This is a genomic window from Pseudomonas sp. 2822-17 (assembly GCF_002742485.1).
In the GTDB taxonomy this organism is placed as follows: Bacteria; Pseudomonadota; Gammaproteobacteria; order Pseudomonadales; family Pseudomonadaceae; genus Aquipseudomonas; species Aquipseudomonas cyclaminis.
Genome location: NZ_LJRZ01000300.1, coordinates 127049 through 150669 on the forward strand (window position 1 = coordinate 127049; position 23621 = coordinate 150669).

General features: G+C 61.0%; 19 protein-coding genes. 4 read left to right on the forward strand and 15 right to left on the reverse strand.

Features of this window, described 5'->3' with window-relative positions; genetic code table 11:
• Nucleotides 1–85: 85 nt before the first annotated feature.
• The 3 genes from AOA60_RS06205 to AOA60_RS06215 form a co-directional block, all read right to left on the reverse strand.
• Nucleotides 86–1222 (reverse strand): branched-chain amino acid ABC transporter substrate-binding protein, encoded by a 1137-nt coding sequence (locus AOA60_RS06205; RefSeq protein ID WP_099583653.1) that lies wholly within the window; start codon nt 1220–1222, stop codon nt 86–88.
• A 374-nt stretch (nt 1223–1596) separates the two neighbouring features.
• On the reverse strand, nt 1597–2880 hold the full coding sequence (locus tag AOA60_RS06210; RefSeq protein ID WP_099583654.1) for an FAD-binding oxidoreductase: 1284 nt from the start codon (nt 2878–2880) through the stop codon (nt 1597–1599).
• A 109-nt stretch (nt 2881–2989) separates the two neighbouring features.
• Nucleotides 2990–4480 carry an aldehyde dehydrogenase family protein gene (locus AOA60_RS06215; protein WP_099583655.1) on the reverse strand — a complete coding sequence of 497 codons (1491 nt, stop codon included), beginning with the start codon at nt 4478–4480 and terminating at the stop codon, nt 2990–2992.
• A gap of 153 nt (nt 4481–4633) precedes the next feature.
• Here AOA60_RS06215 and AOA60_RS06220 point away from each other — a divergent pair, with 153 nt between their 5' ends.
• The 3 genes from AOA60_RS06220 (at nt 4634) to nadE (ending at nt 7777) form a co-directional block, all read left to right on the forward strand.
• Nucleotides 4634–5524: a LysR family transcriptional regulator gene (locus AOA60_RS06220; RefSeq protein WP_099583656.1), complete on the forward strand. Its 891-nt coding sequence runs from the start codon at nt 4634–4636 to the stop codon at nt 5522–5524.
• Between the two features lie 207 nt (nt 5525–5731).
• Complete coding sequence (pncB, locus tag AOA60_RS06225; RefSeq protein WP_099583657.1) at nt 5732–6946, forward strand: nicotinate phosphoribosyltransferase; 1215 nt, start codon at nt 5732–5734, stop codon at nt 6944–6946.
• Nucleotides 6947–6949: 3 nt separating this feature from the next.
• Nucleotides 6950–7777 (forward strand): ammonia-dependent NAD(+) synthetase, encoded by an 828-nt coding sequence (gene nadE / locus AOA60_RS06230; RefSeq protein ID WP_099583658.1) that lies wholly within the window; start codon nt 6950–6952, stop codon nt 7775–7777.
• Between the two features lie 135 nt (nt 7778–7912).
• Here nadE and azu read toward each other — a convergent pair whose 3' ends face one another.
• Nucleotides 7913–8359 (reverse strand): azurin, encoded by a 447-nt coding sequence (gene azu / locus AOA60_RS06235; protein ID WP_099583659.1) that lies wholly within the window; start codon nt 8357–8359, stop codon nt 7913–7915.
• Between the two features lie 332 nt (nt 8360–8691).
• Between azu and AOA60_RS06240 the strand changes: the two genes are divergently transcribed.
• Complete coding sequence (locus AOA60_RS06240) at nt 8692–8874, forward strand: hypothetical protein (protein ID WP_099583660.1); 183 nt, start codon at nt 8692–8694, stop codon at nt 8872–8874.
• Nucleotides 8875–8920: 46 nt separating this feature from the next.
• Here AOA60_RS06240 and AOA60_RS06245 read toward each other — a convergent pair whose 3' ends face one another.
• The 11 genes from AOA60_RS06245 to rpsF all read right to left on the reverse strand — a co-directional run bounded on the left by AOA60_RS06245 (nt 8921) and on the right by rpsF (nt 23484).
• Nucleotides 8921–9811, reverse strand: a complete 891-nt coding sequence (locus tag AOA60_RS06245; RefSeq protein WP_099583661.1) for a transglutaminase family protein — start codon at nt 9809–9811, stop codon at nt 8921–8923.
• On the reverse strand, nt 9811–12297 hold the full coding sequence (locus AOA60_RS06250) for a circularly permuted type 2 ATP-grasp protein (RefSeq protein ID WP_099583662.1): 2487 nt from the start codon (nt 12295–12297) through the stop codon (nt 9811–9813). The genes AOA60_RS06245 and AOA60_RS06250 overlap by 1 nt, the downstream gene beginning before the upstream one ends.
• Nucleotides 12298–12445: 148 nt before the next feature.
• Nucleotides 12446–15736 (reverse strand): DUF2126 domain-containing protein, encoded by a 3291-nt coding sequence (locus AOA60_RS06255; RefSeq protein WP_099583663.1) that lies wholly within the window; start codon nt 15734–15736, stop codon nt 12446–12448.
• A 187-nt stretch (nt 15737–15923) separates the two neighbouring features.
• Entirely contained in the window at nt 15924–16373 is a 450-nt protein-coding gene (locus AOA60_RS06260; protein ID WP_099583664.1) for a hypothetical protein, read from the reverse strand.
• A complete protein-coding gene (locus AOA60_RS06265; protein ID WP_099583665.1) occupies nt 16370–17290 on the reverse strand; it encodes an NAD synthetase in 921 nt (306 codons plus the stop codon). Before AOA60_RS06265 ends, AOA60_RS06260 begins: the two co-directional genes overlap by 4 nt.
• Before the next feature lie 209 nt (nt 17291–17499).
• Nucleotides 17500–19803, reverse strand: a complete 2304-nt coding sequence (locus tag AOA60_RS06270; protein WP_099583666.1) for a YgiQ family radical SAM protein — start codon at nt 19801–19803, stop codon at nt 17500–17502.
• Between the two features lie 98 nt (nt 19804–19901).
• The gene (gene dnaB, locus AOA60_RS06275) at nt 19902–21296 is read right to left on the reverse strand and encodes a replicative DNA helicase (RefSeq protein WP_064450415.1); all 1395 of its coding nucleotides are present in this window, start codon (nt 21294–21296) and stop codon (nt 19902–19904) included.
• Nucleotides 21297–21406: 110 nt separating this feature from the next.
• Nucleotides 21407–21853, reverse strand: a complete 447-nt coding sequence (gene rplI / locus AOA60_RS06280) for a 50S ribosomal protein L9 (RefSeq protein ID WP_003171376.1) — start codon at nt 21851–21853, stop codon at nt 21407–21409.
• Nucleotides 21854–21871: 18 nt separating this feature from the next.
• On the reverse strand, nt 21872–22765 hold the full coding sequence (locus tag AOA60_RS06285; protein WP_099583667.1) for a hypothetical protein: 894 nt from the start codon (nt 22763–22765) through the stop codon (nt 21872–21874).
• Nucleotides 22766–22801: 36 nt separating this feature from the next.
• On the reverse strand, nt 22802–23032 hold the full coding sequence (rpsR, locus tag AOA60_RS06290; RefSeq protein WP_003171373.1) for a 30S ribosomal protein S18: 231 nt from the start codon (nt 23030–23032) through the stop codon (nt 22802–22804).
• Nucleotides 23033–23061: 29 nt separating this feature from the next.
• Nucleotides 23062–23484, reverse strand: coding sequence for a 30S ribosomal protein S6 (gene rpsF, locus AOA60_RS06295; RefSeq protein WP_003171371.1), 423 nt, complete (start codon nt 23482–23484; stop codon nt 23062–23064).
• Nucleotides 23485–23621 lie beyond the last annotated feature (137 nt).

A 23621-nucleotide genomic window follows, 5' to 3' on the forward strand; every position in this document is an offset into this window, starting at 1 on the left:
GGTGGCTTGCCCCCGATAGCGGAGTGTCAGTCAACAGTTGTTCAACAGACCCACCGCATCGGGGGCAAGCCCCCTCCCACATGGATTACTTCTGCTTTTCCAACTGGTGGTACTTGCCTTCTTTATCCCACTGGTAAACCACGTAGTCGGAGATTTTCAGGTCGCCTTTACCGTCCCATTCCTTCTTGCCCATCACGGTCTGGACCGGGTTGGCCTTGAGCCATTTGGCGGCGTCTTCGCCTTTGTTGGACTTGGCACCGTTGAAGCCGGCAGCCAGGGCCTGGACCGATGCGTAGGCGTACAGGGTGTAGCCTTCGGGCTCGGTGCCGTTCTTGCGGAACTCTTCCACCACAGCCTTGCTGTCCGGCAGCAGGCGCGGGTCGGCGCCGAAGGTCATGTACACGCCATCGACGTACTGCTTGCCGCCAGCGGTGGCCACCAGTTCGTCAGTCACGATGCCGTCATCGGACATGAACTTGACGTCCTTGAGGCCGGCTTCACGGATCTGGCGAACCAGCGGGCCGGCTTCCGGGTGCAGGCCGCCGAAGTACACGACGTCCGCGCCGGTGGAACGGATCTTGGTCACCAGGGCGCTGAAGTCTTTCTCGCCACGGGTCAGGCCTTCTTCGAGCACCGGCTTGACGCCGCGCTTGGTCAACTGGGCAGCGGTGGCGTCGGCCAGGCCTTTGCCGTAGGTGTCCTTGTCATTGATGACCGCGACTTTCTTGCCCTTGAGCACATCGACGATGTAGTCGCCGGCGACGATGCCCTGCTGGTCGTCACGCCCGCACATGCGGAACATGGCGCCCAGGCCGCGTTCGGTGACTTGTGGGTTGGTGGAGCCTGGGGTGATAGCGATGATGCCCGCTTCGTCATACACCTCGGAGGCTGGGATGGTGTTGGACGAGCAGAAGTGCCCGACCACGCCGATCACTTTGTCCTGGTCAGCCAGGCGGTTGGCCACGGCCACGGCTTGTTTTGGCTCACACGCATCGTCACCGGCAACCAGCACGATTTTCTCGCCGTTGATGCCGCCAGCCTTGTTGATCGTATCGGCTGCCGCTTGGGCACCCTTCATGTACTGCTCACCGAAAGCGGCGTTGGCGCCCGTCATGGGCCCCGCTACGCCAATCTTCACATCAGCTTGAACAAACGTAGAAACACCCAGCGCCGCTGCAACGGCGAGGGCCAGAAAACCTTTCTTGTAAAACGTCTGGGACATGAGTGGTGCTCCGATATTTTTGATTTTTGGCACGACAACTTGCATTCAAACTTTTCACTGAAAGCTCAGAGCAAGCCCCGTGCCATTACGTTTTTATTCTTCAAAAAGACACCGTGTCATTGTTATTACTGGCGTTTCGACTCGACTCGCCAGCACGTGCAACCGTCTAGCCTACAGAGGTGCAACCAACCCCCTTAAAAAGTACAACCCTGGCAGGTGCCACCTGCAACCGGATGGATAAACCGCAGCCCCTGCACCTGTAACAGCATGCGTAACGGAACTGCACATTTACAGTGCGCAACTGCTACGACCTGCACCAATACAGATTAGTAGCCGGCTAAGAAAATGCAGGCTTCTGAGCGGTATTTCGCTGATCAGATCACGATCCTCAGGCATTGCCCGGCGTGATACAGCGAGAACCCAGCCTCATACAGGCAACTGCGCAAGCCCACGCCGGCCAGCGGTTGCATCGGCGCGAAGGGAATCGGCAGGGCCTGGGGATCCTGGTGACACAAGTAGTCGGCGAACGCCTTGCCGACCACACTGCCGGTGGTCACGCCACGCCCGTTATAGCCGGTGACGGCGACCAGGCCAGGGGCCGGTTCGAACAAGCGCATCAGGTGATCGGGAGTGAAGGCGATGCAGCCGGTCCAGGTGAACTCCCACTGCACCGATTTGAGGTAGGGGAAGTAGTGCTGCTGCACCCGATCGGCCCACGCCTTGAGAAACCACGCCGGTTTCTGGTTGCCATTGCCCAGGCTGCCAAGCAACAAACGACCCTCGGCATCGCGGCGGATGCTGCTCAAGACCTGGCGCGTGTCCCACGAACCCTGGCCGCCGGGGAGTATCTGCCGGGCGGCGTCATCGGTGAGCGGGGCCGAGGCGACCTGGTAGTAATAACCGGGGAAAAAGTTACGCCGCAGCTCGGTCCATTCGCCTTCGGTGTAGGCATTGGAGGCAATCACCACCTGCGCTGCCTGCACTGCACCGTGCTGGGTCTGCACCGACCACTGCGCACCCTGGCGTTCCAATTGGGTGGCCGGCGAATGATCGAACAGTTGCCCACCAAGCCCGACCGCAGCATTGGCCAACCCAGAGGTGTAGGCCATCGGGTTCAAGGTACCCGCCCGCCGATCCAGCAAGGCGGCGGCGATCTTTTTAGTGCCGGTGGCGTGCTCGCAGGCCTGGCCGGTGAGCAGCTCGACCAGCGCGCCGCGGCGTTTCCATTGTTCTTCACGACTGCGCAAATCCGCCTCGCCACGGGCGTTGTGCGCCATGTGCAAGGTGCCCTCGCGGCGCAGTTGGCAATCGATGTTGTATTTGTCGATCAGGCTGAACACCAGCGAAGGTGCTGCGCCAAGCATGCGATTGAGCTGACTGCCCACCGCTTCGCCGAAACCGGCCTCGATGTCATCCGGCGGGATCCACAACCCGGCGTTCACCAACCCGACGTTACGACCTGAACCGCCGTGGCCGGTGCGATGGGCTTCCAGCACGGCGACGCTTTTGCCCTGCTCCAGCAGGTGAATGGCGGCCGAAAGTCCGGTAATACCGGCGCCGATCACGCACACGTCCACTTTCAACTCGCCCTTGAGCGCGGCGCGATCCGGCCGGCTGGGGGTGAGGTGTTCCCACAAACATGTTTCGCGTAGTGCCATTGCCAGACTCCGGTGAGACCTAACAAACAACAATCTTGATGTGCAATGCGGTCACATGTGGGAGGGGGCTTGCCCCCTCCCACATTTTTAACCGCGTTTCGACAGTGGTTTAGTCGAAGGTAATGCCCTGGGCCAGCGGCAATTCCAGCGAGTAATTCACGGTGTTGGTCTGCCGACGCATATACCCACGCCACGCATCCGAACCCGACTCACGCCCGCCACCGGTCTCTTTCTCGCCGCCAAACGCGCCGCCAATCTCTGCGCCGCTCGGGCCGATGTTGACGTTGGCGATGCCACAGTCACTGCCCACGGCCGACATGAATTGCTCGGCCTCGCGCACGTCCGTGGTGAAGATGCACGACGACAGGCCTTGAGGCACGGCGTTGTTCAGGCGCAGGGCTTCGGCGAAATCGCTGTAGCCAACCACGTAGAGGATCGGCGCGAAGGTTTCGGTGCACACCACGTCGCTTTGCTCGGGCATTTCCACAATCGCCGGCGACACGTAGTAGGCGTTGGGGAATTTATCTTCCAACTGGCGCTTGCCGCCGAACACCTTGCCGCCTTCGCTCAAGGCCTGCTCCAGGGCGTCCTGCATATTATCGAAGCCGTGTTTGTCGATCAGCGGGCCGATCAGGTTGCCTTCCAGCGGGTGGCCGATGCGCACTTTGGAATACGCGGCCTTGAGGCGGGTGACGATCTCTGCCTTGACCGACTCATGGGCGATCAGGCGGCGCAGGGTGGTGCAACGCTGGCCGGCGGTGCCGACGGCGCTGAACAGAATGGCGCGCACGGCCATGTCCAGGTCGGCGCTTGGGCCGAGGATCATGGCGTTGTTGCCGCCCAGTTCGAGGATGCTGCGGGCAAAACGTGCGGCGACTTTAGGCGCCACTTCGCGCCCCATGCGCGTGCTGCCGGTGGCGCTGATCAGCGCGACACGCGGGTCATCCACCAGCGCGGCGCCGGAATCGCGGCCACCGATGATCACTTGGCTCAAATACTCAGGGGCACCGTCGAATTTCTTCAGCACGCGCTCGAACAGCGCCTGGCACGCCAGGGCGGTGAGCGGGGTCTTTTCCGAGGGTTTCCAGATCACGGCGTTGCCGCACACCAACGCCAGAGTGGTGTTCCACGCCCACACCGCAACGGGGAAGTTGAAAGCGCTGATTACGCCGACCACGCCCAGCGGGTGCCAGGTTTCACGCATGTGGTGGCCCGGGCGTTCGGAGGCGATGGTCAAGCCGTACAGCTGGCGCGACAGGCCGACGGCGAAGTCGCAGATGTCGATCATTTCCTGCACTTCACCCAGGCCTTCCTGAGTGATCTTGCCCGCTTCCCAGGACACCAACTCGCCCAGGTCGGCCTTGTATTCGCGCAGCACGTCGCCGAATTGACGCACCAGCTCACCCCGACGCGGCGCCGGCACTTTGCGCCAGGCGTCGAATGCATGCTCGGCGCGACTGACCTGTTGCTCCACCTCGGCGGCACCTTCCCAGTGCACACTGCCGATGCGGCTGCCATCAATCGGCGAATGCACGGGCTGTTTACCCGCCTGGTACAGCGCCGGGTTTACCCCGAGACGATCAAGCAATGCGGCAACCATGGGTCACTCCTTCAATCTGCAGACAAAAAATCGCACCGCGCCACGCACGGCGATCCAGGCCTTATTTGTAGCTGGCCCAAGACTTGCCAACAAACGACGATTAGGCGAGATATCATTCCGTTTATTCATGCAAAGCATAAAAAGAGGCACGCCGTGCTGAACAAAAGACATTTGCCCTCGATCACCGCCCTGCAGTGTTTCGAAGCCGCCACCCGCCACCTGAGCTTCACCCGCGCCGCCGAAGAGCTGAACCTCACGCAGAGCGCGGTCAGCAAGCAAGTGGCGCAGCTGGAAGAACTGCTGCAACACCTGCTGTTTCGCCGCGTGCGTCGCCGCCTGCAGATGACCCCGGCAGGCGACCTGTACCTGGTGGAAGTGCGCAAGATCCTCACGCAAGTGGAGATGTCCACCCATTACCTGCGCTCCTACGGCGGCGAGACCGAAGTGTTGCGCGTGTCCACGCCCTACACTTTCGGCGCGCGCTGGCTGGTGCCGCGCCTCAAGGGCTGGCGGCTGCGTCACCCGCAGATCCATCTGGACCTGTGCAACGAGCAGGAGCCGGACGAACTGCTGCAAGGCAAGGCCGACCTGGCCTTCTACTTCGGCCAGGGCGCACGCCCCGGCACCGAGAGCCTGAAGCTGTTCAGTGAAGAACTGGTGCCGGTGTGCGCACCCGAGAGCCTGCCCACCAAGCCCTTCACCGACCCCACGCAACTGAGCGAACTGGTGCTGCTGCAAAACGCCTCGCGCCCCCAGGGCTGGCATGACTGGTTCGCCAGCCAGGGTTACCAGACTGAACACAGCTACCACGGGCCGCGTTTTGACACCTTTTATATGTGCATTCGTGCAGCGCAGGTCGGCTGTGGCGTGGCGTTGTTGCCGCGGTTTTTGGTGGAAGAGGAATTGGCCGATGGCAAGCTGGTGATTCCCTGGCAGCATGCGATGCCGAGCCAGGATGCGTATTACCTGGCGTATCCGGAGCATTCGGCAGAGGTGCCCAAGGTGCGCGATTTTGTGAAGTGGATGATGGAGCAGGTTATTTAGTGCCTGAAAGATAGCCATCGGGGGCAAGCCCCCTCCCACATTTGGAATGCATTCCAAGTGTGGGAGGGGGCTTGCCCCCGATGAGGCCAGTAGCCACACCCAAAAAAATCACTGGCAAAACCCCACGGGTCTATGCGCCACTAGCCCCCTTCCTTAATTGTGCGTAAAGGCCGGCGCCCAACGCCGACCCGTCTGGAGATTCCCGTTATGAGCGAGAGTGTGTTTGCCGATCGCATCGTGCAGAACCTGCTCGACACCGACTTCTACAAGCTGACCATGATGCAGGCGGTGCTGCACAACTACCCGAACGTGGAAGTTGAATGGGAGTTTCGTTGCCGTAACAGTGAAGACCTGCGCCCCTACCTGGCGGAGATCCGCTACCAGATCGAGCGCCTCGCCGAGCTGAGCCTGAGCCCGGACCAATTGGGCTTCCTGGAACGCATCAGTTTTATGAAGCCGGACTTCCTGCGTTTCCTCGGGCTGTTCCGCTTCAACCTGCGTTATGTGCAGACCGGCATCGAAAACGGCGAGTTGTTTATCCGCCTGCGCGGCCCGTGGCTGCATGTGATCCTGTTTGAAGTGCCGATGCTGGCCATCGTCAGCGAAGTGCGTAACCGCTACCGCTACCAGACCGTGATCCTCGAACAGGCCCGCGAGCAGCTGTACCGCAAGTTCGACTGGCTGACGGCGAATGCCAGCAGCGAGGAACTGTCGGAACTGCAAGTGGCCGACTTCGGCACGCGCCGGCGCTTCTCGTACCGGGTGCAGGAAGAAGTGGTCACCGTGCTCAAGCATGACTTCCCAGGACGCTTCGTCGGCACCAGCAACGTGCATCTGGCCCGCGAGCTGGACATGAAGCCCCTGGGCACCATGGCCCACGAATGGATCATGGCCCACCAGCAACTCGGCCCGCGCCTGATCGACAGCCAGATCGCCGCCCTCGATTGCTGGGTCCGCGAATACCGGGGCCTTCTGGGCATCGCCCTGACCGACTGCATCACGACCGATGCGTTCCTCGGCGACTTCGACTTGTACTTCGCCAAGCTGTTCGACGGCCTGCGCCACGACTCCGGTGACCCGGTGCAATGGGCCGAAAAAGCCATCGCCCACTACCACAAACTGGGGATCGAGCCGATGAGCAAGACCCTGGTGTTCTCCGACAGCCTGTCGCTGCCCAAGGCCCTGGAGATTTTCCGGGCGCTGCGCGGTCGTATTAATGTGAGCTTCGGCATCGGCACCAACCTGACCTGCGATATCCCGGGGGTGGAACCGATGAGCATCGTGCTTAAAATGACCGCGTGCAATGGCCAGCCCGTCGCCAAGATCTCCGATGAAGCGGGCAAGACCCACTGCACCGATCCGAATTTTGTCGCCTATTTGCGTCATGTTTTCAAAGTACCTGCCATTTCCAGCAAGGAGTGAATCATGCAAGCCGTACAGCGTGAGATTGCGCAGCAACTCAAGGTGCAAGCGCCGTTCAACGACCAGGCCAGCCTTGAGGCCGAAGTGGCCCGCCGCGTGGCTTTTATCCAGGATTGCCTGCGCAACTCCGGGCTCAAGGCTTTGGTACTGGGCATCAGCGGCGGCGTCGATTCCCTGACCGCCGGCCTGTTGGCCCAACGTGCGATGCAGGAACTGCGCGCCAGCACCGGTGACAAGGCTTACCGTTTTATCGCGGTGCGCCTGCCCTACTACACCCAGTTCGACGAAATCGACGCCCAGGCCTCGGTGGACTTTATCGAGCCGGACGAGCGCCACACCGTGAACATCGGCCCGGCGGTGAAAGCCCTGGCCAGTGAAGTGGCTGCGTTCGAAGGCAAGGCGGCGGTGTCCCGCGATTTCGTACTGGGCAACACCAAGGCGCGCATGCGCATGGTGGCGCAATACACCATCGCCGGCGCGGCCGGTGGCCTGGTGATCGGCACCGACCACGCGGCGGAAGCGGTGATGGGCTTTTTCACCAAGTTCGGTGACGGTGCGTGCGACCTGGCGCCTTTGAGCGGGCTGGTGAAGAACCAGGTGCGTGCGATTGCACGGCACTTTGGCGCGCCGGAATCGTTGGTGGAGAAGATCCCGACTGCCGACCTCGAAGACCTGTCGCCAGGCAAGCCGGATGAAGCGTCACATGGCGTGACCTATGCGGAGATTGACGCGTTCCTGCACGGTGAAGCGGTGCGCGAGGAAGCGTTCAGGATTATCTGCGAGACGTATCGCAAGACTGAGCACAAGCGGGTGATGCCGTTTGCGCCTTGAGGTGAGCCAGGCAGTATTGTAGTGACTGTCAGATAGTCATCGGGGGCAAGCCCCCTCCCACCTTTTGAAATGCGATCCAATGTGGGAGGGGCGGTGCGACGATTCGACTTGCCCCCGATGAACGATAACGCGGTCTTACTTGACGACCACCGTGCCTTTCATCATCGAGATGTGGCCTGGGAACGAGCAGAAGAACGCGTAGTTGGTCCCGGCTGCCAGCTTCGACACATCGAACGTCACCGAATCTTTCTCGCCGGCACCGATGATCTTGGTGTGGGCGATGATGCGGTCGTCACCTTCTTTCAGGTAGTTTTTGTCGATGCCAGCGGCCATGCCTTCAGTGGCAACGGGTTGCATGTTGGCGGCAGTGGTCAGCACCCAGTTATGCCCCATGACGTTTTTTGGCAGGTTGCCGGAGTGAGTCAGTTCGACAGTGAACGTCTTGCAGCTCTTGTCGATCACGACTTCCTTGGTATTGAAGGACATCTGGTCAGTGGAGTCGACGGTGACCTTGCACTCTGCGGCAAGCAACTGGCCGCTCGCCAGAGTCAGCAGGGAAACAGCAACGAGTTTGGCAAACATGTGAATCTCCAAGGCAGGGTTTAAAAAACGCGGATTGCGATAAGGGTGCATCAAACAGGCTTGAATTCTTATGATCTGAATCAACAGATTGTATACAACTTTAGGCTATCAGACTTATCAACACAATCTACCAGCCAAAGTCGCAGTACCTCCCTATGATCGGCCCATCACCCACTGGAGTCCGAACCATGCGCCTCAATCACCTGTTCAACGGCCTGCTGGCCGCGTACGCCTGCGGTAAGTGAAGGCAAAGCGCGCTGCTAAGCTGCTACCATAGCGACCCAAGGCAGCTGCGCGCCGCCACCCTCACCTTCGACCCTAGAGGATCGCCCATGGCCAAACCTAATTACTCCTTCGCCAAACGTCAGAGAGACTTGGCCAAGGAACAGAAGAAAGAGGAAAAACTGCAACGCAAGAAAGCCGCTGCAGACGAAGAAGCCGGCGCACTGAACCCGGACGTCGATGCTGAAGAAACGAGCGACGAGACTGAAACACCAAAGGATCCGGCTGAATAATTTCTTTTGTGGTGAGCAGGCCCACCCTGCTCACCCTCCTCAACCGCTACTCCAGCGGCATTACCGTCACCCGCACCTCCGGGTCATGGCTCCCTCCCCCCAGAATCACCCCACGCAACGGCGACACATCGGAAAAGTCCCGGCCCCAGGCCAGGGTGATGTGCTCCAGTGCCGGCTGCACATTGTTCGTCGGATCAAAATCGACCCAGCCTGACACCGGGCAAAACACCGAGACCCACGCATGGGACGCATCGGCGCCGATCAGCCGTGGCTGGCCGGGCGGTGGCTGGGTGAGCAGGTAACCGCTGACATACCGCGCCGCCAGCCCCCGCGAGCGCAGGCAGGCAAGCATCAGGTGGGCGAAGTCCTGGCACACGCCACGACGGCGCTCCAGCACTTCCACCAGCGGAGTGGCGACCTGGGTGGCTTCGGCATCGAAAGTGAATTCGCTGAAGATCTTTTCCATCAACGCCTGCACGCCCAACAGCAACGGCTCACCGGGCGGGAAGCAACTTTCGGAGAACTCGACGAAGGTTTTTTTCAGGTGCACGTAGGGCGATTCAAAGCGATACCGACAGGCTTCGATTCGCTCAGCCTTCATCGGCTGGCTGCTGTAGGTCAGGCTGTCACGGGTCTGATCCCAGGCCGGTGAACGCTGGAAATCCAGCGCGGGCCGCGCCAGTACTTCCACGGTCAGCCCGGCGTTGACCAGTAGTTCATCATGGGGCCGTTCGAACGCCAGGCGAGTGATCGGGTTGCCGTACACGTCCAGCTCATCGCGGCGCGAGGTCGGCTCCGGGCTGATATCCAGTTGCTGCGAGGTACAGCGCTGCCAGGCACAGGGCCGTGGCCATAAGTGCGCCAACTGCTGGGCCAGGGACACCGGGCTGTCGTAGTGGTAGTGGGTATCGTGAAAAATCTGATAGCGCGCGCTCATTACACCGACACCGTTTGCTGGCTGACATCATCCACATGGGCAAAATGGCGCAGGGCCAGGCGATCCGACACTTGACCGCTTTCGTCGGCCACCGCTTGCAGCAGGTCGGCCAAACCGTCCAAGGCGGCACGTACGCCGGACTCGCCAAACAGCGGGTTCTCCAGGCAGCCCAGGTCGAAACGCGCCAAACGCTCCACCAAGGGCGCCAGCCCGGTTTCCCGTGGGACACCGAAGTCGTCATTAAGGCGACGCACGGTGCGGCTGACCAGCTTGAGCTGGAACAGCACCGCATGAGGGTTCTGCTCATCCAACAGCAGCAGGTCGAGCACGGGGATCAATTGCGGCACCGCCAGGTAGCGCGAGCGGTAGGTGATGCTGCTGTTACCCAGTTCCAGCAACCACTCCAGCCCCGCCTGATCGAACACCGCCATACCCCGCAGGAACGCTGCCAGGCTACTGCTCAAGAACTGCAGGCGCTCGATGCGCCGCCCCATCATCAGGAAACGCCAGCCTTCGTCACGGGTCATGTCGTCCAGGGCAAAGCCGGACAGCGCCGCCAGGGACATCACCAGGCGGTTGAGAAAATCGAGTAACTCGCCAAAGTCCGGCGCTTCACGTTCCAGCTCCATGGCTTCGCGTTGCAGCTCCACCAGCGCCTGCCAGTTCTCGCGGGACAACTTGCCGCGCACCTGGGACGCCGCCCACTGCAAGCGTTGCAGGTTGGCACGCAGGCTCGATGGCCAGTCGTCGCCGAGCAATGCGCCAAGCAGACGCTCAGGCAATTCGCCCTCTTCGGGCAGCAGGCGCAGGTTTTCGCCCAACTCCACCGCCGCCTGCAACGCCAAGGGATCGTCGCCGTCGACGTAACGCGCCAGCACGATACGCAACCAGCGCGCGCTGTTATCGCAGCGCTCGCAATAACGGCCAAACCAGAACAGGTTTTCCACCACCCGTGACGGCAGATAAGGATCGCGGCGCACCAGGTCGTGGGCACCAATCGTGCGCTGGGCACGCCACTGCTCGCCACCGGCGGCGCGCTCGCCGAGTACCCAGGTGTCCTTGCTCGCACCGCCGCGCTGCATCGACACCACTTCGGCATCGGCCTCGGCGGCCACGCGGGTCAGGCCACCGGGCAATACGCGATAGCCCTCGTCACTGGCCACCGCGTACACACGCATGCCGATGGCGCGGTGCTGCAGGTGGTCATCCACGGTGTGCCACACCGGCGCCTGGGACAGTTGCGCCAGCTCCTGGGCGACATAGGCGTATGGCCGCGCCCGCATGCGTTCGGCCAGGGCGTCGCGTTGTTCATCGTTCAGATCGCGACCGAATACCGGGGCGAAACTCTGCGAGGGGAACGCGGGTTTGATCAGCAGCTCCGGCAGTTTCTCCAAGGCTTCGGCGAGCACCGGCGCTTCGCCGCACCACCAGGTGGCGATGGACGGCAGGATCAGTGTTTCGCCGAACAGGAATTCGTTGATCTTCGGCAAAAAGCCGAGCAACCCAGGGGATTCCAGCACGCCGCTGCCCAGGGCATTGGCCACCAGCACATTACCCTGGCGCACGGCATCCAGCAGGCCCGGCACGCCGAGGGCCGAGTCGGTGCGCAGTTCCAGCGGGTCACAGAAGTCATCGTCCAGGCGCCGCATGATCGCGTGCACTCGGCGCAGGCCGCTGAGCGTCTTGAGGAACACGGTGCTGTCGCGCACGGTGAGGTCGCCGCCTTCCACCAGCGGGTAGCCGAGCTGGCGCGCGAGGTAGAGGTGTTCGAAATAGCTTTCGTTGAAACGGCCAGGCGTGAGCAGCACGATCAGCGGTGGCTGGTCATCGCCGGGAGCCTGGCGGGCCAGGGTTTCCTGGAGCGTGCGGAAGAAGCCGGTGAGGTGCTGCACCTGCAAGTCGCGGTACAAGTCCGGGAAGGCGCGGGACACGATGGTGCGGTTTTCCAGCGCATAGCCGGCGCCCGACGGCGCCTGGGTACGATCGGCCGTCACCCACCAACGCCCATCCGGTGTGCGCGCCAGGTCCACCGCGTACAGGTGCAGGAAGGCACCGTCGGGTGGCTGGATACCCTGGCACGGCCAGAGGAAATTGTTATGCCCGAACACCAGCTCCGCCGGCAGCAGGCCTTCCTTGATCAAGCGTTGCGGGCCATACAGATCGGCGAGCACCGCATTGAGCAGGCGTGCCCGCTGGGCGATACCGGCCGACAGGTGCTGCCACTCATCGGCGGCCAGCACATGGGGCAGCAGGTCCAGTTCCCACGGACGATCGGCGCCCTTGGGATCGGCGTAGACGTTGTAGGTCACGCCGTTTTCCTGGATCTGCCGCGTCAGCAGCGCCTGGCGCTGGGCCAGTTGCGCGGGGGTGCTGCGTTGCAGGTGATCAAGCAGGCGCTGCCAATGGGCACGCACCGCGCCACTGCCATCCAGCAGTTCGTGATAAGTGCCCGCAGTCAGCGGGTAACGGTCGAGCAAGTCGGACATGGAACGCTCGGCAGAGGCAAAGGGGCTCAGATTAACTCAACAAACACTGCAAATCCCCTGTGGTCGCCGGGCTTTTGTGGTGAGCGGGCTTGCCCCGCGCGAGGCAAGCTCGCTCACCACAAAAGCCCAGGGCACAGTGAAATCGCATTCAGTCTTTTTTATTGGAGAAACGTCGTAGATCCAGAGTCATCGGCAGCTCGTCATTAATCTCCAGGTTTGGCACCGGCAGTTTTCCAGGCGTATGCCCCAAGCGGAAAAACCGCTCCTGCCGCCGGCTCTCAGCGCCGTTGGCATTCACCGGCAAGCTGTCGTAATTGCGTCCGCCCGGATGCGCGACGTGGTACTGGCAACCGCCCAACGAGCGTTGCATCCAGGTGTCGAGCAGGTCAAACACCAACGGCGCGTGCACCGGGATGGTCGGTTGCAGACAGTTGGCCGGTTGCCAGGCGCGGTAACGCACGCCCGCGACAAACTCGCCGACGCGCCCGGTGGGTTGCAGCGGCACCGGGATGCCATTGCAGGTCAGCAGATAGCGTTGCGGTGGCAACCCGCTCAACTTCACTTGCAGGCGCTCCAGGGACGAATCCACATAACGCACCGTGCCGCCTACTGCGCCCTCCTCGCCCAGCACGTGCCAGGGTTCCAGGGCCTGGCGCAGTTCCAGCTCGATACCGCTGACGGCGTAATCGCCGACCTTGGGGAAACGAAACTCCAGATGGGCGGCGAACCATTCGGCGCGCAGCGGGTAACCGGCGGCGTTGAGTTCGACGATCACGTCGGCAAAGTCCTGCTCGATAAAATGCGGCAGCAGGAAACGGTCATGCAACTCGGTGCCCCAGCGCGCCAGTTTCGGCGGCGCGTAAGGCTCACGCCAGAACCGCGCCACCAGCGCCCGCAGCAACAATTGCTGGGTCAGGCTCATGCGCGCATGGGGCGGCATTTCAAAGGCGCGCAGCTCCAGCAGGCCCAGGCGGCCAGTAGCGCCGTCGGGCGAGTACAGCTTGTCGACACAGAATTCGGCGCGGTGGGTATTGCCCGTCACGTCGATCAGCAGGTTACGCAGCAGGCGATCCACCAGCCATGGCGGGCATTCTTCACCCGGCTCGGGCATTTGTGCGAAGGCGATTTCCAGCTCATACAGCGCATCGTTGCGCGCTTCATCCACCCGCGGCGCCTGGGAGGTCGGGCCGATAAACAGGCCGGAGAACAGGTAGGACAACGATGGGTGGTTATGCCAATAGCTGATCAGGCTGCGCAGCAAATCGGGGCGGCGCAGGAACGGCGAATCCTTGGGCGTGGCGCCGCCGAGCACAAAGTGGTTACCGCCGCCGGTGCCGGTGTGGCGGCCGTCGATCATGAATTTTTCGGTGGTCAGGCGAGTCTGGCGAGCCTCTTCGTAGAGAAACTCGGTGCGCTCGACCAACTCATCCCAGGTCGCAGACGGCTGCACATTGACCTCAATCACGCCTGGGTCCGGCGTGACCCGGAAGTTGCTCAGGCGCATATCGAACGGCGGCTCGTAGCCTTCCAGCAGCACCGGGCAGTGCAGCTCTTCAGCGGTGGCTTCGATGGCGGCCACCAACTCCAGGTAATCCTCGACGCGCTCCAGGGGCGGCATAAACAGGTACAGCCGCCCTTCACGGGCTTCGGCACACAGCGCGGTACGGGTCAGCCAGTCGGCGGATTCATCCACCTCTGGCACACGGTCCTCGCTCGACGCGGGTTCGCCGGGGCTTTGCAGTTGCGCGGTGGTCGGCAGCTGCGGTTGATCCTGATTGGGATCGGTGGGATGCACGAACGGATACTCCGCCGCCGTCACCCACGGCTGCGAGGCCAGTGGCAGGCGATAGCCTAATGGCGAATCGCCCGGCACCAGGCGGCAGTGATTATCGCGCAGGTACCAGCGCCCGCTCTGCCAGCGGTCATTGGCGGCGGTGCGCGCCAGCGGCAACACTTGGCCGATGATTTTATCCAGGCCCTGGCTGAACACTTTGCGTAGGCGTTCACGTTCCAGGTCATCACTCAAACGAGGGTCTTGGGCGGTGACGTTCTGTGGCAACGCACCTTCACGCCACAGGTAGTAAAAATTGTCTTCAAAGGCCGGGAACACAAAACGCGCCGGCAACTTGAGGCGCTCGGCCACACTGGCCAGGAAACGCCCGGCCATCACGCCATCCGCACCGTAGTCCTCTTGCTCATCGGCAATCAGCGCGCTGTTGTGCCAGATCGGCACACCGTCTCGACGCCAGTAACAGTTGAGCGACCAGCGCGGCAGTTGCTCGCCGGGGTACCACTTGCCCTGGCCAAAATGCACCAGGCCTTTGGGCGCGTAGTGCTTGCGCATGCGCTGGAACAGCTCGGCGGACAGGCGACGTTTGTCCGGGCCAAGGGCTGCGGTGTTCCACTCTGCGCCGTCGGGGTCGTCGATGGATACGAAAGTCGGCTCGCCGCCCATGGTCAGGCGCACGTCGTCCTTGAGCAGGTCGCCATCGATCTGCCGGCCCAGCGCCTGAATCGCCAGCCACTGCTCTTCGGTGTAGGGCTTGGTCACCCGCGGGGCTTCCCAAATGCGCTCTACCGACATTTCGTGGGTGAATTCGCACTCGCACGGTTCCACCAAACCACTGATTGGCGCGGCAGACGATGGATCAGGACTACAGGCCAACGGGATATGCCCTTCACCGGCGAACAGCCCGGAGGTGGCATCCAGGCCAATCCAGCCCGCGCCGGGCAAATACACTTCGCACCAGGCGTGCAGGTCAGTGAAGTCCACCTCTGTGCCGGACGGGCCGTCGAGAGCTTTGACGTCGGCGGTGAGCTGGATCAGATAACCGGAGACAAACCGCGCCGCCAACCCCAGGTTGCGCAGCAATTGCACCAGCAGCCAGGCCGAGTCACGGCAGGAGCCGGAGGCGTTGTCCAGGGTGAACTCCGGGGTTTGCACGCCCGGTTCCATGCGGATCAGGTAGCCAATGTCATTGGCCAGGCGCTGGTTGAGCCCCACCAGGAAGTCCACGGCGGGCAACGGCGTGCGGTCGATGCCGGCCAGGTAGGCAGCAAACTTCGGCGTCAGCGGCAGGGTTTCCAGATATGGCGCCAGCTCACGCTGCTCATCGGCGGCGTAGCTGAAGGGGATTTTTTCGGCATAGGGTTCGAGAAAGAAGTCGAACGGGTTGAAGACTGCCATCTCAGCGACCAGGTCCACTTCGATCCGCAGTTCATCGGTCTTTTCCGGGAACACCAGGCGCGCCAGGTAGTTGCCTTGGGGGTCTTGCTGCCAATTGATGAAGTGCTGCTCGGGCAGCACTTTCAGCGCGTAGGACAAAATCCGCGTGCGGCTATGAGCAGCCGGGCGCAAACGCACGATCTGCGGGCCGAGTTCGACAGCCCGGTCATAGCGGTAATGCGTAACATGGTGCAACGCGACATGAATCGACACGGCGGCCTCCTGCGAGCCAGGGCATGGACACAACGCGCGCAAGACTTATGCCACTGCGGCGGTCATTGCGCTTTATCGTAAGACCCGGTGCAGTACAGCACCAAAACGGCGCCATCGCAGGTGCCGTGGTGCGAGGGTTGCACATATTTGTGGCGCACGTGCGAACGTAGGTGGTGAATCTACCCAGTCAGTGAGCTTTGCGTTGTGCAATGACGGCTTGGCGCAGGCGGCGGATTCCAACGAGTTTTGTACGCATCTCTCGTTGAACCTTGCTGTTAAGTGTCAACAGTCCGAGGGATGGGAATAACAGCGCCAACCCATAGAGAACTTTATGAGGCTGATACTGAACCATTGGAAATACAAACAGTAGACAGGCGACGTAGATACCGACCATCACCCATACCCAGGAGGGTCGCCCCCGCAAAATCATAAAGTTGCTATGGACCGTCAACAGAATGAGCAGCGCCCCGACCACTATGATCTTGAGCCCCACTTGAGCCATCGGCACATCCCGAAAATAGGTGACGAACGCCAGCGCCACAGCCAACGCCAACGAGAAGTACGCAGCGAATACGCCGCCCAGAAACGTCAGGAAGTAATGCCTGAAAAAGTCTCGCAACGTCATCAAGTCGTTCATTCGTTTATTTCCTCGTACACCCCTATCGCAATGGTGTTGACGTTTCCGGAGTACGCGCTCCCGCCAAACCCTACGCTGGCGCCCAGGACTTCTTTGATCTGGGTAGTGGTGCTGTGCTTGAGCTGCGCAGGGGTGAAACGCTTGGTGAGTTCACCCGACGCCTGCTTCAACTTGAGCATTTTTGCGCTCAAGCTAGGATGGTTGATGCTCAGTAGCTCTTTCGTGAGCTTGGATCTTTCCTGTCGATTCAACCCGCGAAGCACGTCACGCAGGCTCTTACCCGTCGATGCTTTGGCGGCACTGACCAGCTTGACCGTCGTCAGGGCCGAAGCGCCCACGCCTGCCAGTGATACTGCGTCCAGCACAATGGAAGCATTCTGATACCAACCTTCACTGTCGAGCCAATCCTTTACCTCAGGTTTGGCTACCTCCAGCGCTGTTCGAGCAATGCCGTTGAAACACTGAAGCGAACTTGCACCGGCAGCCGCATACCCCACCACAACGATGACGGAACTGGCGCCGGCACTGAAAGGCACCAGAATCGTTCCACTGGCGATCGCAACCCAACTGATGACAGCGCCCAAGCAGGAGATTCCGGTATTTACGGATTCGCCAATCAGTCGGGACTCTCGAGGATTGCTCACGACATGTTGAGCAAACTGCGTCGGCGCAATGTACTTCTGCGCCTCGCGCAAGATGATGCGCTTGGGCTTGATGCTGCAGATCGGCTTGAACTCGCGCAGGGTGATGATGTTGAAATCGGCGTCGATGTACACCACGCCCGCGCCGACGATGCCGGGGTCGGCGTCGATGGCGGCGAACAGGCGCGGCAGGTTGATCTGGCTTTCGATGCGCTGGCGCGCCATGAACTGGGAGCGGTTGGAGTCCATGCCGATGCCGGCCAGGGGGTTGCCCATGGTTGTTCGTCCTTGAAAGTGAGGATGGCAGATCGGGCCTCGTCGGGGGCAAGCCCCCTCCCACATTTGGGTCTGTGAACACCGTCAGTGTGGGAGGGGGCTTGCCCCCGATAGCGATCTAATGGGCGCCACCTTACCAAACAGGCTCACCCCCGACCAGAAAGCAAAACGCCAGCTCAAGGCTGGCGTTCTGCATATTCAAGCAGCGATCAACGCGGCACAACCGGCTTGCGCGCAGGCTTGCCGCCCTTGCCCTTGGCCGCATCGGTGCGCTCTTTGGCCGCCTGCTTGTTACGCGCCTGGGCCGCAGCCTTGGCCTGCTCACGCTTGTCCCACGGGTTGCTGCCGTCGCTGCCACGGGGCGGCAGGCCGGTGTGCTGGGTGAGAATCTTGGTGGTGGTTTCCTTGGCGACCTTGTGGCTGCCGGCCGGCGTCGAGTTCTTGCGCCGGGCACTCTGGTAACTGTCGGTGGACGGCTGGTGCAGCGGGATCAGTTGGTCCTTGCCCGACCCGATCAGGTCGGCACGGCCCATGCGGGTCAGCGCTTCACGCAGCATCGGCCAGCCTTTCGGGTCGTGGTAACGCAGGAACGCCTTGTGCAGGCGGCGCTGCTCCTCGCTCTTGACGATGGTTACCGCGTCGCTCTTGTACGTCACCTTGCGCAGCGGGTTCTTGCCCGAATGGTACATCGCGGTGGCGGTGGCCATCGGCGACGGGTAGAACGCCTGCACCTGGTCGGCACGGAAGCCGTTGCCCTTGAGCCACAGGGCCAGGTTCATCATGTCTTCATCGGTGGTGCCAGGGTGGGCGGCGATGAAGTACGGGATCAGGTACTGCTCCTTACCCGCTTCCTTGGTGTACTTCTCGAACATGCGCTTGAACTTGTCATAGCTGCCAATGCCCGGCTTCATCATCTGGTTGAGCGGACCTTCCTCGGTGTGTTCCGGGGCGATCTTCAGGTAACCACCGACGTGGTGCGTTACCAGCTCTTTGACGTATTCCGGCGACTCGACAGCCAGGTCGTAGCGCAGGCCGGAAGCGATCAGGATCTTCTTCACACCCGGCAACGCACGGGCGCTGCGGTACAGCTGGATCAACGACGAATGGTCGGTGTTCAGGTTCGGGCAGATACCAGGGAACACGCAGGACGGCTTGCGGCACGCGGATTCGATTTCCGGGCTCTTGCAGGCGATGCGGTACATGTTCGCGGTCGGGCCACCGAGGTCGGAGATGACGCCGGTAAAGCCAGGGACTTTGTCGCGGATCTCTTCGATTTCGCGAATGATCGACTCTTCGGAACGGTTCTGGATGATGCGGCCTTCGTGCTCGGTGATCGAGCAGAAGGTGCAACCGCCGAAGCAGCCACGCATGATATTCACCGAGAAGCGGATCATGTCGTAGGCCGGGATCTTTTCCTTGCCGTAAACAGGATGCGGAACGCGTGCGTAAGGCATGCCGAACACGTAGTCCATTTCTTCGGTGGTCATCGGAATGGGCGGCGGGTTGAACCACACGTCCACTTCGCCGTGTTTCTGCACCAGAGCACGAGCGTTGCCCGGGTTGGTTTCCAGGTGCAACACGCGGTTGGCGTGGGCATAGAGCACCGCATCGCCACGGACTTTTTCCACCGACGGCAGGCGAATCACGGTCTTGTCGCGGGTCATGCGCGGGCTGGCCAGGATCTGTACGACCTTGGCTTCTTCCGGGTCATCCACCGGGCCTTTTTCCTGCTCGATGGCGCAGGCCTGGGTGTCCTGGGTATTCACGTACGGGTTGATGATCTTGTCGATCTTGCCCGGCCGGTCGATGCGCGTGGAGTCCACTTCGTACCAGCCGGCAGGCGTGTCACGGCGAATAAACGCGGTGCCGCGCACGTCGGTGATGTCTTCGATCTTGTGGCCCCACGACAGGCGCTGGGCAACCTCGACGATGGCCCGCTCGGCATTGCCGTACAGCAGGATATCGGCGGTGGCGTCGATCAGGATCGAGTTGCGCACGCGGTCCTGCCAGTAGTCGTAGTGGGCGATGCGGCGCAGGGAGGCTTCGATGCCGCCCAGCACGATCGGCACGTTCTTGTAGGCTTCCTTGCAACGCTGGCTGTACACCAGGCTCGCACGGTCCGGGCGTTTGCCCGCCATACCGCCAGGGGTGTAGGCGTCGTCGGAACGGATTTTCTTGTCGGCGGTGTAGCGGTTGATCATGGAGTCCATGTTGCCGGCCGCGACGCCGAAGAACAGGTTCGGCTCGCCGAGCTTCATGAAGTCGTCTTTGGACTGCCAGTTCGGCTGGGCAATGATCCCGACGCGGAAGCCCTGGGACTCCAACAGCCGGCCGATGATCGCCATGCCGAACGACGGATGGTCAACGTAGGCATCACCGGTGACGATGATGATGTCGCATGAATCCCAGCCAAGCTGATCCATCTCCTCCCTGCTCATCGGCAGGAATGGCGCAGGACCGAAACATTCGGCCCAGTACTTGGGATAGTCAAATAACGGCTTGGCTGTTTGCATGACGGTGACCGGTGTTGAGATGAAAAATCGCGGGCGCGGAATATAGCACAAATTTTGACCAATTCCGACCTTTGCAGTCGGAATTGGCGACGACGTTCTTACTCGTCGTCGAAGTTGTAACTGCCCGGCGCCAGGTTTTCGAAGCGGGTGTACTTGCCGATAAACGCTAGGCGCGTGGTACCGATCGGGCCGTTACGCTGCTTACCGATAATGATTTCAGCGATGCCTTTATGCTCAGTTTCCGGGTGATACACCTCGTCCCGGTAAACGAACATGATTACGTCAGCATCCTGCTCGATCGCTCCAGATTCGCGCAAGTCGGAGTTGATCGGGCGCTTGTTCGGCCGCTGCTCCAGGGAACGGTTGAGCTGCGACAGGGCAACCACCGGGCAGTTGAATTCCTTGGCCAGGGCTTTCAACGAGCGGGAAATCTCGGAAATCTCGTTGGTACGGCTGTCGCCGCTGGAACCTGGGATCTGCATCAGTTGCAGGTAGTCGATCATGATCAGGGCGATATCGCCGTGCTCACGCACCAGGCGTCGGGTCCGTGCGCGCATTTCCGACGGGCTGATGCCCGCCGTGTCATCGATAAACAGCTTGCGGTCGTTTAGCAGGTTGACCGCCGAGGTCAGGCGCGGCCAATCGTCGTCTTCCAGGCGACCGGCACGTACCTTGGTCTGGTCGATGCGACCGAGGGACGACAACATACGCATGATCAGCGATTCGCCTGGCATCTCCAGGGAGTAAACCAACACTGCCTTGTCGCTGCGCAACACGGCGTTTTCCACGAGGTTCATGGCGAATGTGGTTTTACCCATGGACGGACGGCCGGCGACGATGATCAAGTCAGACGGCTGCAGGCCGCTGGTCATGCCATCCAGGTCGGTGTAGCCGGTGGACAGGCCAGTGATCGCGTTGTCGGTGTTGAACAAGGTATCGATACGGTCGATCGCCTTGGTCAGCAGGTCGTTGACGCTGACCGGGCCACCGGTTTTCGGCCGTGCCTCAGCGATCTGGAAGATCTGCCGTTCGGCTTCGTCGAGAATTTCTTCAGCGGTACGACCTTCCGGGTTGAAGGCGCTGTCGGCGATTTCGGTGGCGATGCCGATTAACTGGCGCAACGTGGCCCGCGCACGGACGATCTGCGCATAGGCCTTGATGTTGGCGACCGATGGCGTGTTCTTCGCTAGCTCACCGAGGTAACCCAGGCCACCCACTTGGGAGGTCTGGCCTTCCTTGTCCAACTGCTCGGCCAGGGTCACCACGTCGATCGGCGAGTTCTGGTCGGCCAGCTTGGCGATGGCGCGGAAGATCAGGCGGTGGTCATGACGGTAGAAATCGCCATCCGAGACTTGATCCAGCACGCGTTCCCAGGCGTTGTTGTCCAGCATCAAACCACCGAGCACGGCCTGTTCGGCCTCGATGGAATGCGGCGGCACCTTCAGGGCAGCGGTTTGCAGATCGTATTGCTCAGGAGCGGAGATATCGTTCATGGCCACTTGGAATTTTGGGATCGTAAAAAAACAAAAGGCACGACCTGTAAACAGGATCGTGCCCGATGTTAACTGGCTGACACGCGAGGTGCCAGTCAGTTAGGTGCTGCTTAAGCTGCTACCACGACAACGCGTACGGTGGCTTCAACTTCAGCGTGCAGATGCACGGCTACGTCGAATTCGCCTACGTTGCGAATGGTGCCGTTCGGCAGACGAACTTCGCTCTTCTGCACTTCAACGCCGGAGGCGGTCAGTGCATCAGCGATGTCGTGGGTGCCGATCGAACCGAACAGCTTGCCTTCGTCACCGGCGGTGGCAGTGATAGTCACTTCCAGCTCAGCCAGTTGGGCAGCGCGAGTTTCGGCCGAAGCTTTTTTGTCTGCTGCTGCTTTTTCCAGCTCAGCACGACGCTCTTCAAACGCAGCCAGGTTGGCAGCGGTTGCAGCGGTGGCTTTGCCGTATGGCAGCAGGTAGTTACGACCGTAACCGGCCTTAACGTTCACTTTGTCGCCCAGGTTGCCCAGGTTGGCGACTTTTTCCAGAAGGATCAGTTGCATGTGAAAATCCTCTAACTTTTAACCTTCACCGTTCGCGTTATCGGCGTCTTTCGGCGCCAGACGACCGCGAAAATCAATCAGGCCGTCGACAATGGCCAAGACCACGAGTAACGGATAGATCAGCTGCATGAACAGCAACAGCGTGACGTACAACCCCACCAGCCAGAACCTGGCCAGGCGCTTGCGCGCAACAAGCCCATGAATCAGGGCCAGCCCGGCAAACACCAGCGGTACGCTGCAAATCGGCGCTAACAAGGCCATCTGGGTCCCGAAGTTCGGTCCGATAACCATGCACGCCAGCAGCAACATCGCTGGTCCCGCGGGGATTCTGATACTGCGAAACTCGCGACCAAAACCACCCGGGTTGTACAACAACGCCTGCCAATAACGCCCAAGAATCAGGCTCAGCACGCTGACGACCTGCAACAAAGCCGCAATCAGGCCGGTCAGGACCGGGGCAATCAGTGACGCAAACCGCGCTCGCTCATCTACCGACAATTGCTGGTAGAGATCCCCGAGGGCCAGCGGCAGGATCTTGACGATCTCCTGCGCCAGCGCCTCGATTTGCGGGCGGAAAGCCGCGCCAAGCATCACTGAGTACACCAACCCCAATGCCACGCTGACCAGCAGCGTGCGGACCCAGGACTCACTTGCGCGTAAAACCAACGCAAGGCTCGATGACCCCAGCAGTACCAGAAGTACCCGTGGATCACCCATTTGCAGCCACCAGATCAAGGCAGGCAACAAACCCAGGGCAAGAACGCCAAGAGCGTCCTTCAAACCGCGCCGCAGCAGCACAAGGCAACCTGCGGCAGCACCCAACCAATAAAGCAACGGCAATGCCGCACATCCAGCCACTACCAGAGTGGCCTGCACACGACCGCGCATGATGAACTCAGCTAAGGCGCGCATGCATTCAATCCCTTACTACTTGTCGACTGCCCGGTCTCAGCGGCCGTGGCTGTCGGTGTAGGCCAGCAGGGCCAGGAAGCGGGCGCGCTTGATAGCGGTGGCCAGCTGACGCTGATAACGTGCTTTGGTACCGGTGATACGGCTTGGAACGATTTTGCCGGTCTCGGATACGTAGGCTTTCAGAGTGTTGAGATCTTTGTAATCGATCTCCTTCACTTCTTCAGCGGTGAAGCGGCAAAACTTACGACGACGGAAGAAACGTGCCATTTGATAGGCTCCTTAATAAGGTCCGTGGATTACTCGTCAGCGTTATCGCTGCTGTCGCTGTCATCACTGTCAGCGCTATCAGCGCCTTCGTGCTCAGGACGGTCGCGACGCTCACGGCGCTCACTGCGGTTTTCTTCAGCCTTGAGCATCTCGGATTGGCCGGTAACGGCTTCTTCGCGACGGATGACCAGGTTACGGATCACTGCATCGTTGTAGCGGAAGTTGTCTTCCAGCTCGGCCAGGGCCTTGCCAGTGCACTCAACGTTCAGCATCACGTAGTGAGCCTTGTGAACATTGTTGATTGCGTAGGCCAGTTGACGACGGCCCCAATCTTCCAGACGGTGGATTTTGCCGCCGTCTTCTTCGATCAGCTTGGTGTAACGCTCAACCATGCCGCCGACTTGCTCGCTTTGATCCGGGTGGACCAAAAAGATGATTTCGTAATGACGCATGAATGCTCCTTACGGGTTGTAGCCTGCCGCTCAAAAACGGTCAGACAAGGAGTGAATGACACTTATGGATCTTGCCGCAGGGGAGGCACATGCGTGCCTGCCAGGTGGGCAAGGGGCGCAATTGTAGAGAAGGGGAA

Excerpts from the sequence above, each read along its gene's own strand:
- pncB (WP_099583657.1), top strand. The coding sequence starts at position 5,732 with ATGAGCGAGAGTGTGTTTGCCGATCGCATCGTGCAGAACCTGCTCGAC.
- AOA60_RS06260 (WP_099583664.1), bottom strand. The coding sequence starts at position 16,373 with ATGAACGACTTGATGACGTTGCGAGACTTTTTCAGGCATTACTTCCTG.
- AOA60_RS06205 (WP_099583653.1), bottom strand. The coding sequence starts at position 1,222 with ATGTCCCAGACGTTTTACAAGAAAGGTTTTCTGGCCCTCGCCGTTGCA.
- nadE (WP_099583658.1), top strand. The coding sequence starts at position 6,950 with ATGCAAGCCGTACAGCGTGAGATTGCGCAGCAACTCAAGGTGCAAGCG.
- AOA60_RS06270 (WP_099583666.1), bottom strand. The coding sequence starts at position 19,803 with ATGCAAACAGCCAAGCCGTTATTTGACTATCCCAAGTACTGGGCCGAA.
- AOA60_RS06240 (WP_099583660.1), top strand. The coding sequence starts at position 8,692 with ATGGCCAAACCTAATTACTCCTTCGCCAAACGTCAGAGAGACTTGGCC.
- AOA60_RS06245 (WP_099583661.1), bottom strand. The coding sequence starts at position 9,811 with ATGAGCGCGCGCTATCAGATTTTTCACGATACCCACTACCACTACGAC.
- AOA60_RS06285 (WP_099583667.1), bottom strand. The coding sequence starts at position 22,765 with ATGCGCGCCTTAGCTGAGTTCATCATGCGCGGTCGTGTGCAGGCCACT.
- AOA60_RS06265 (WP_099583665.1), bottom strand. The coding sequence starts at position 17,290 with ATGGGCAACCCCCTGGCCGGCATCGGCATGGACTCCAACCGCTCCCAG.
- azu (WP_099583659.1), bottom strand. The coding sequence starts at position 8,359 with ATGTTTGCCAAACTCGTTGCTGTTTCCCTGCTGACTCTGGCGAGCGGC.
- rplI (WP_003171376.1), bottom strand. The coding sequence starts at position 21,853 with ATGCAACTGATCCTTCTGGAAAAAGTCGCCAACCTGGGCAACCTGGGC.
- dnaB (WP_064450415.1), bottom strand. The coding sequence starts at position 21,296 with ATGAACGATATCTCCGCTCCTGAGCAATACGATCTGCAAACCGCTGCC.
- AOA60_RS06215 (WP_099583655.1), bottom strand. The coding sequence starts at position 4,480 with ATGGTTGCCGCATTGCTTGATCGTCTCGGGGTAAACCCGGCGCTGTAC.
- AOA60_RS06210 (WP_099583654.1), bottom strand. The coding sequence starts at position 2,880 with ATGGCACTACGCGAAACATGTTTGTGGGAACACCTCACCCCCAGCCGG.
- rpsR (WP_003171373.1), bottom strand. The coding sequence starts at position 23,032 with ATGGCACGTTTCTTCCGTCGTCGTAAGTTTTGCCGCTTCACCGCTGAA.
- AOA60_RS06250 (WP_099583662.1), bottom strand. The coding sequence starts at position 12,297 with ATGTCCGACTTGCTCGACCGTTACCCGCTGACTGCGGGCACTTATCAC.
- rpsF (WP_003171371.1), bottom strand. The coding sequence starts at position 23,484 with ATGCGTCATTACGAAATCATCTTTTTGGTCCACCCGGATCAAAGCGAG.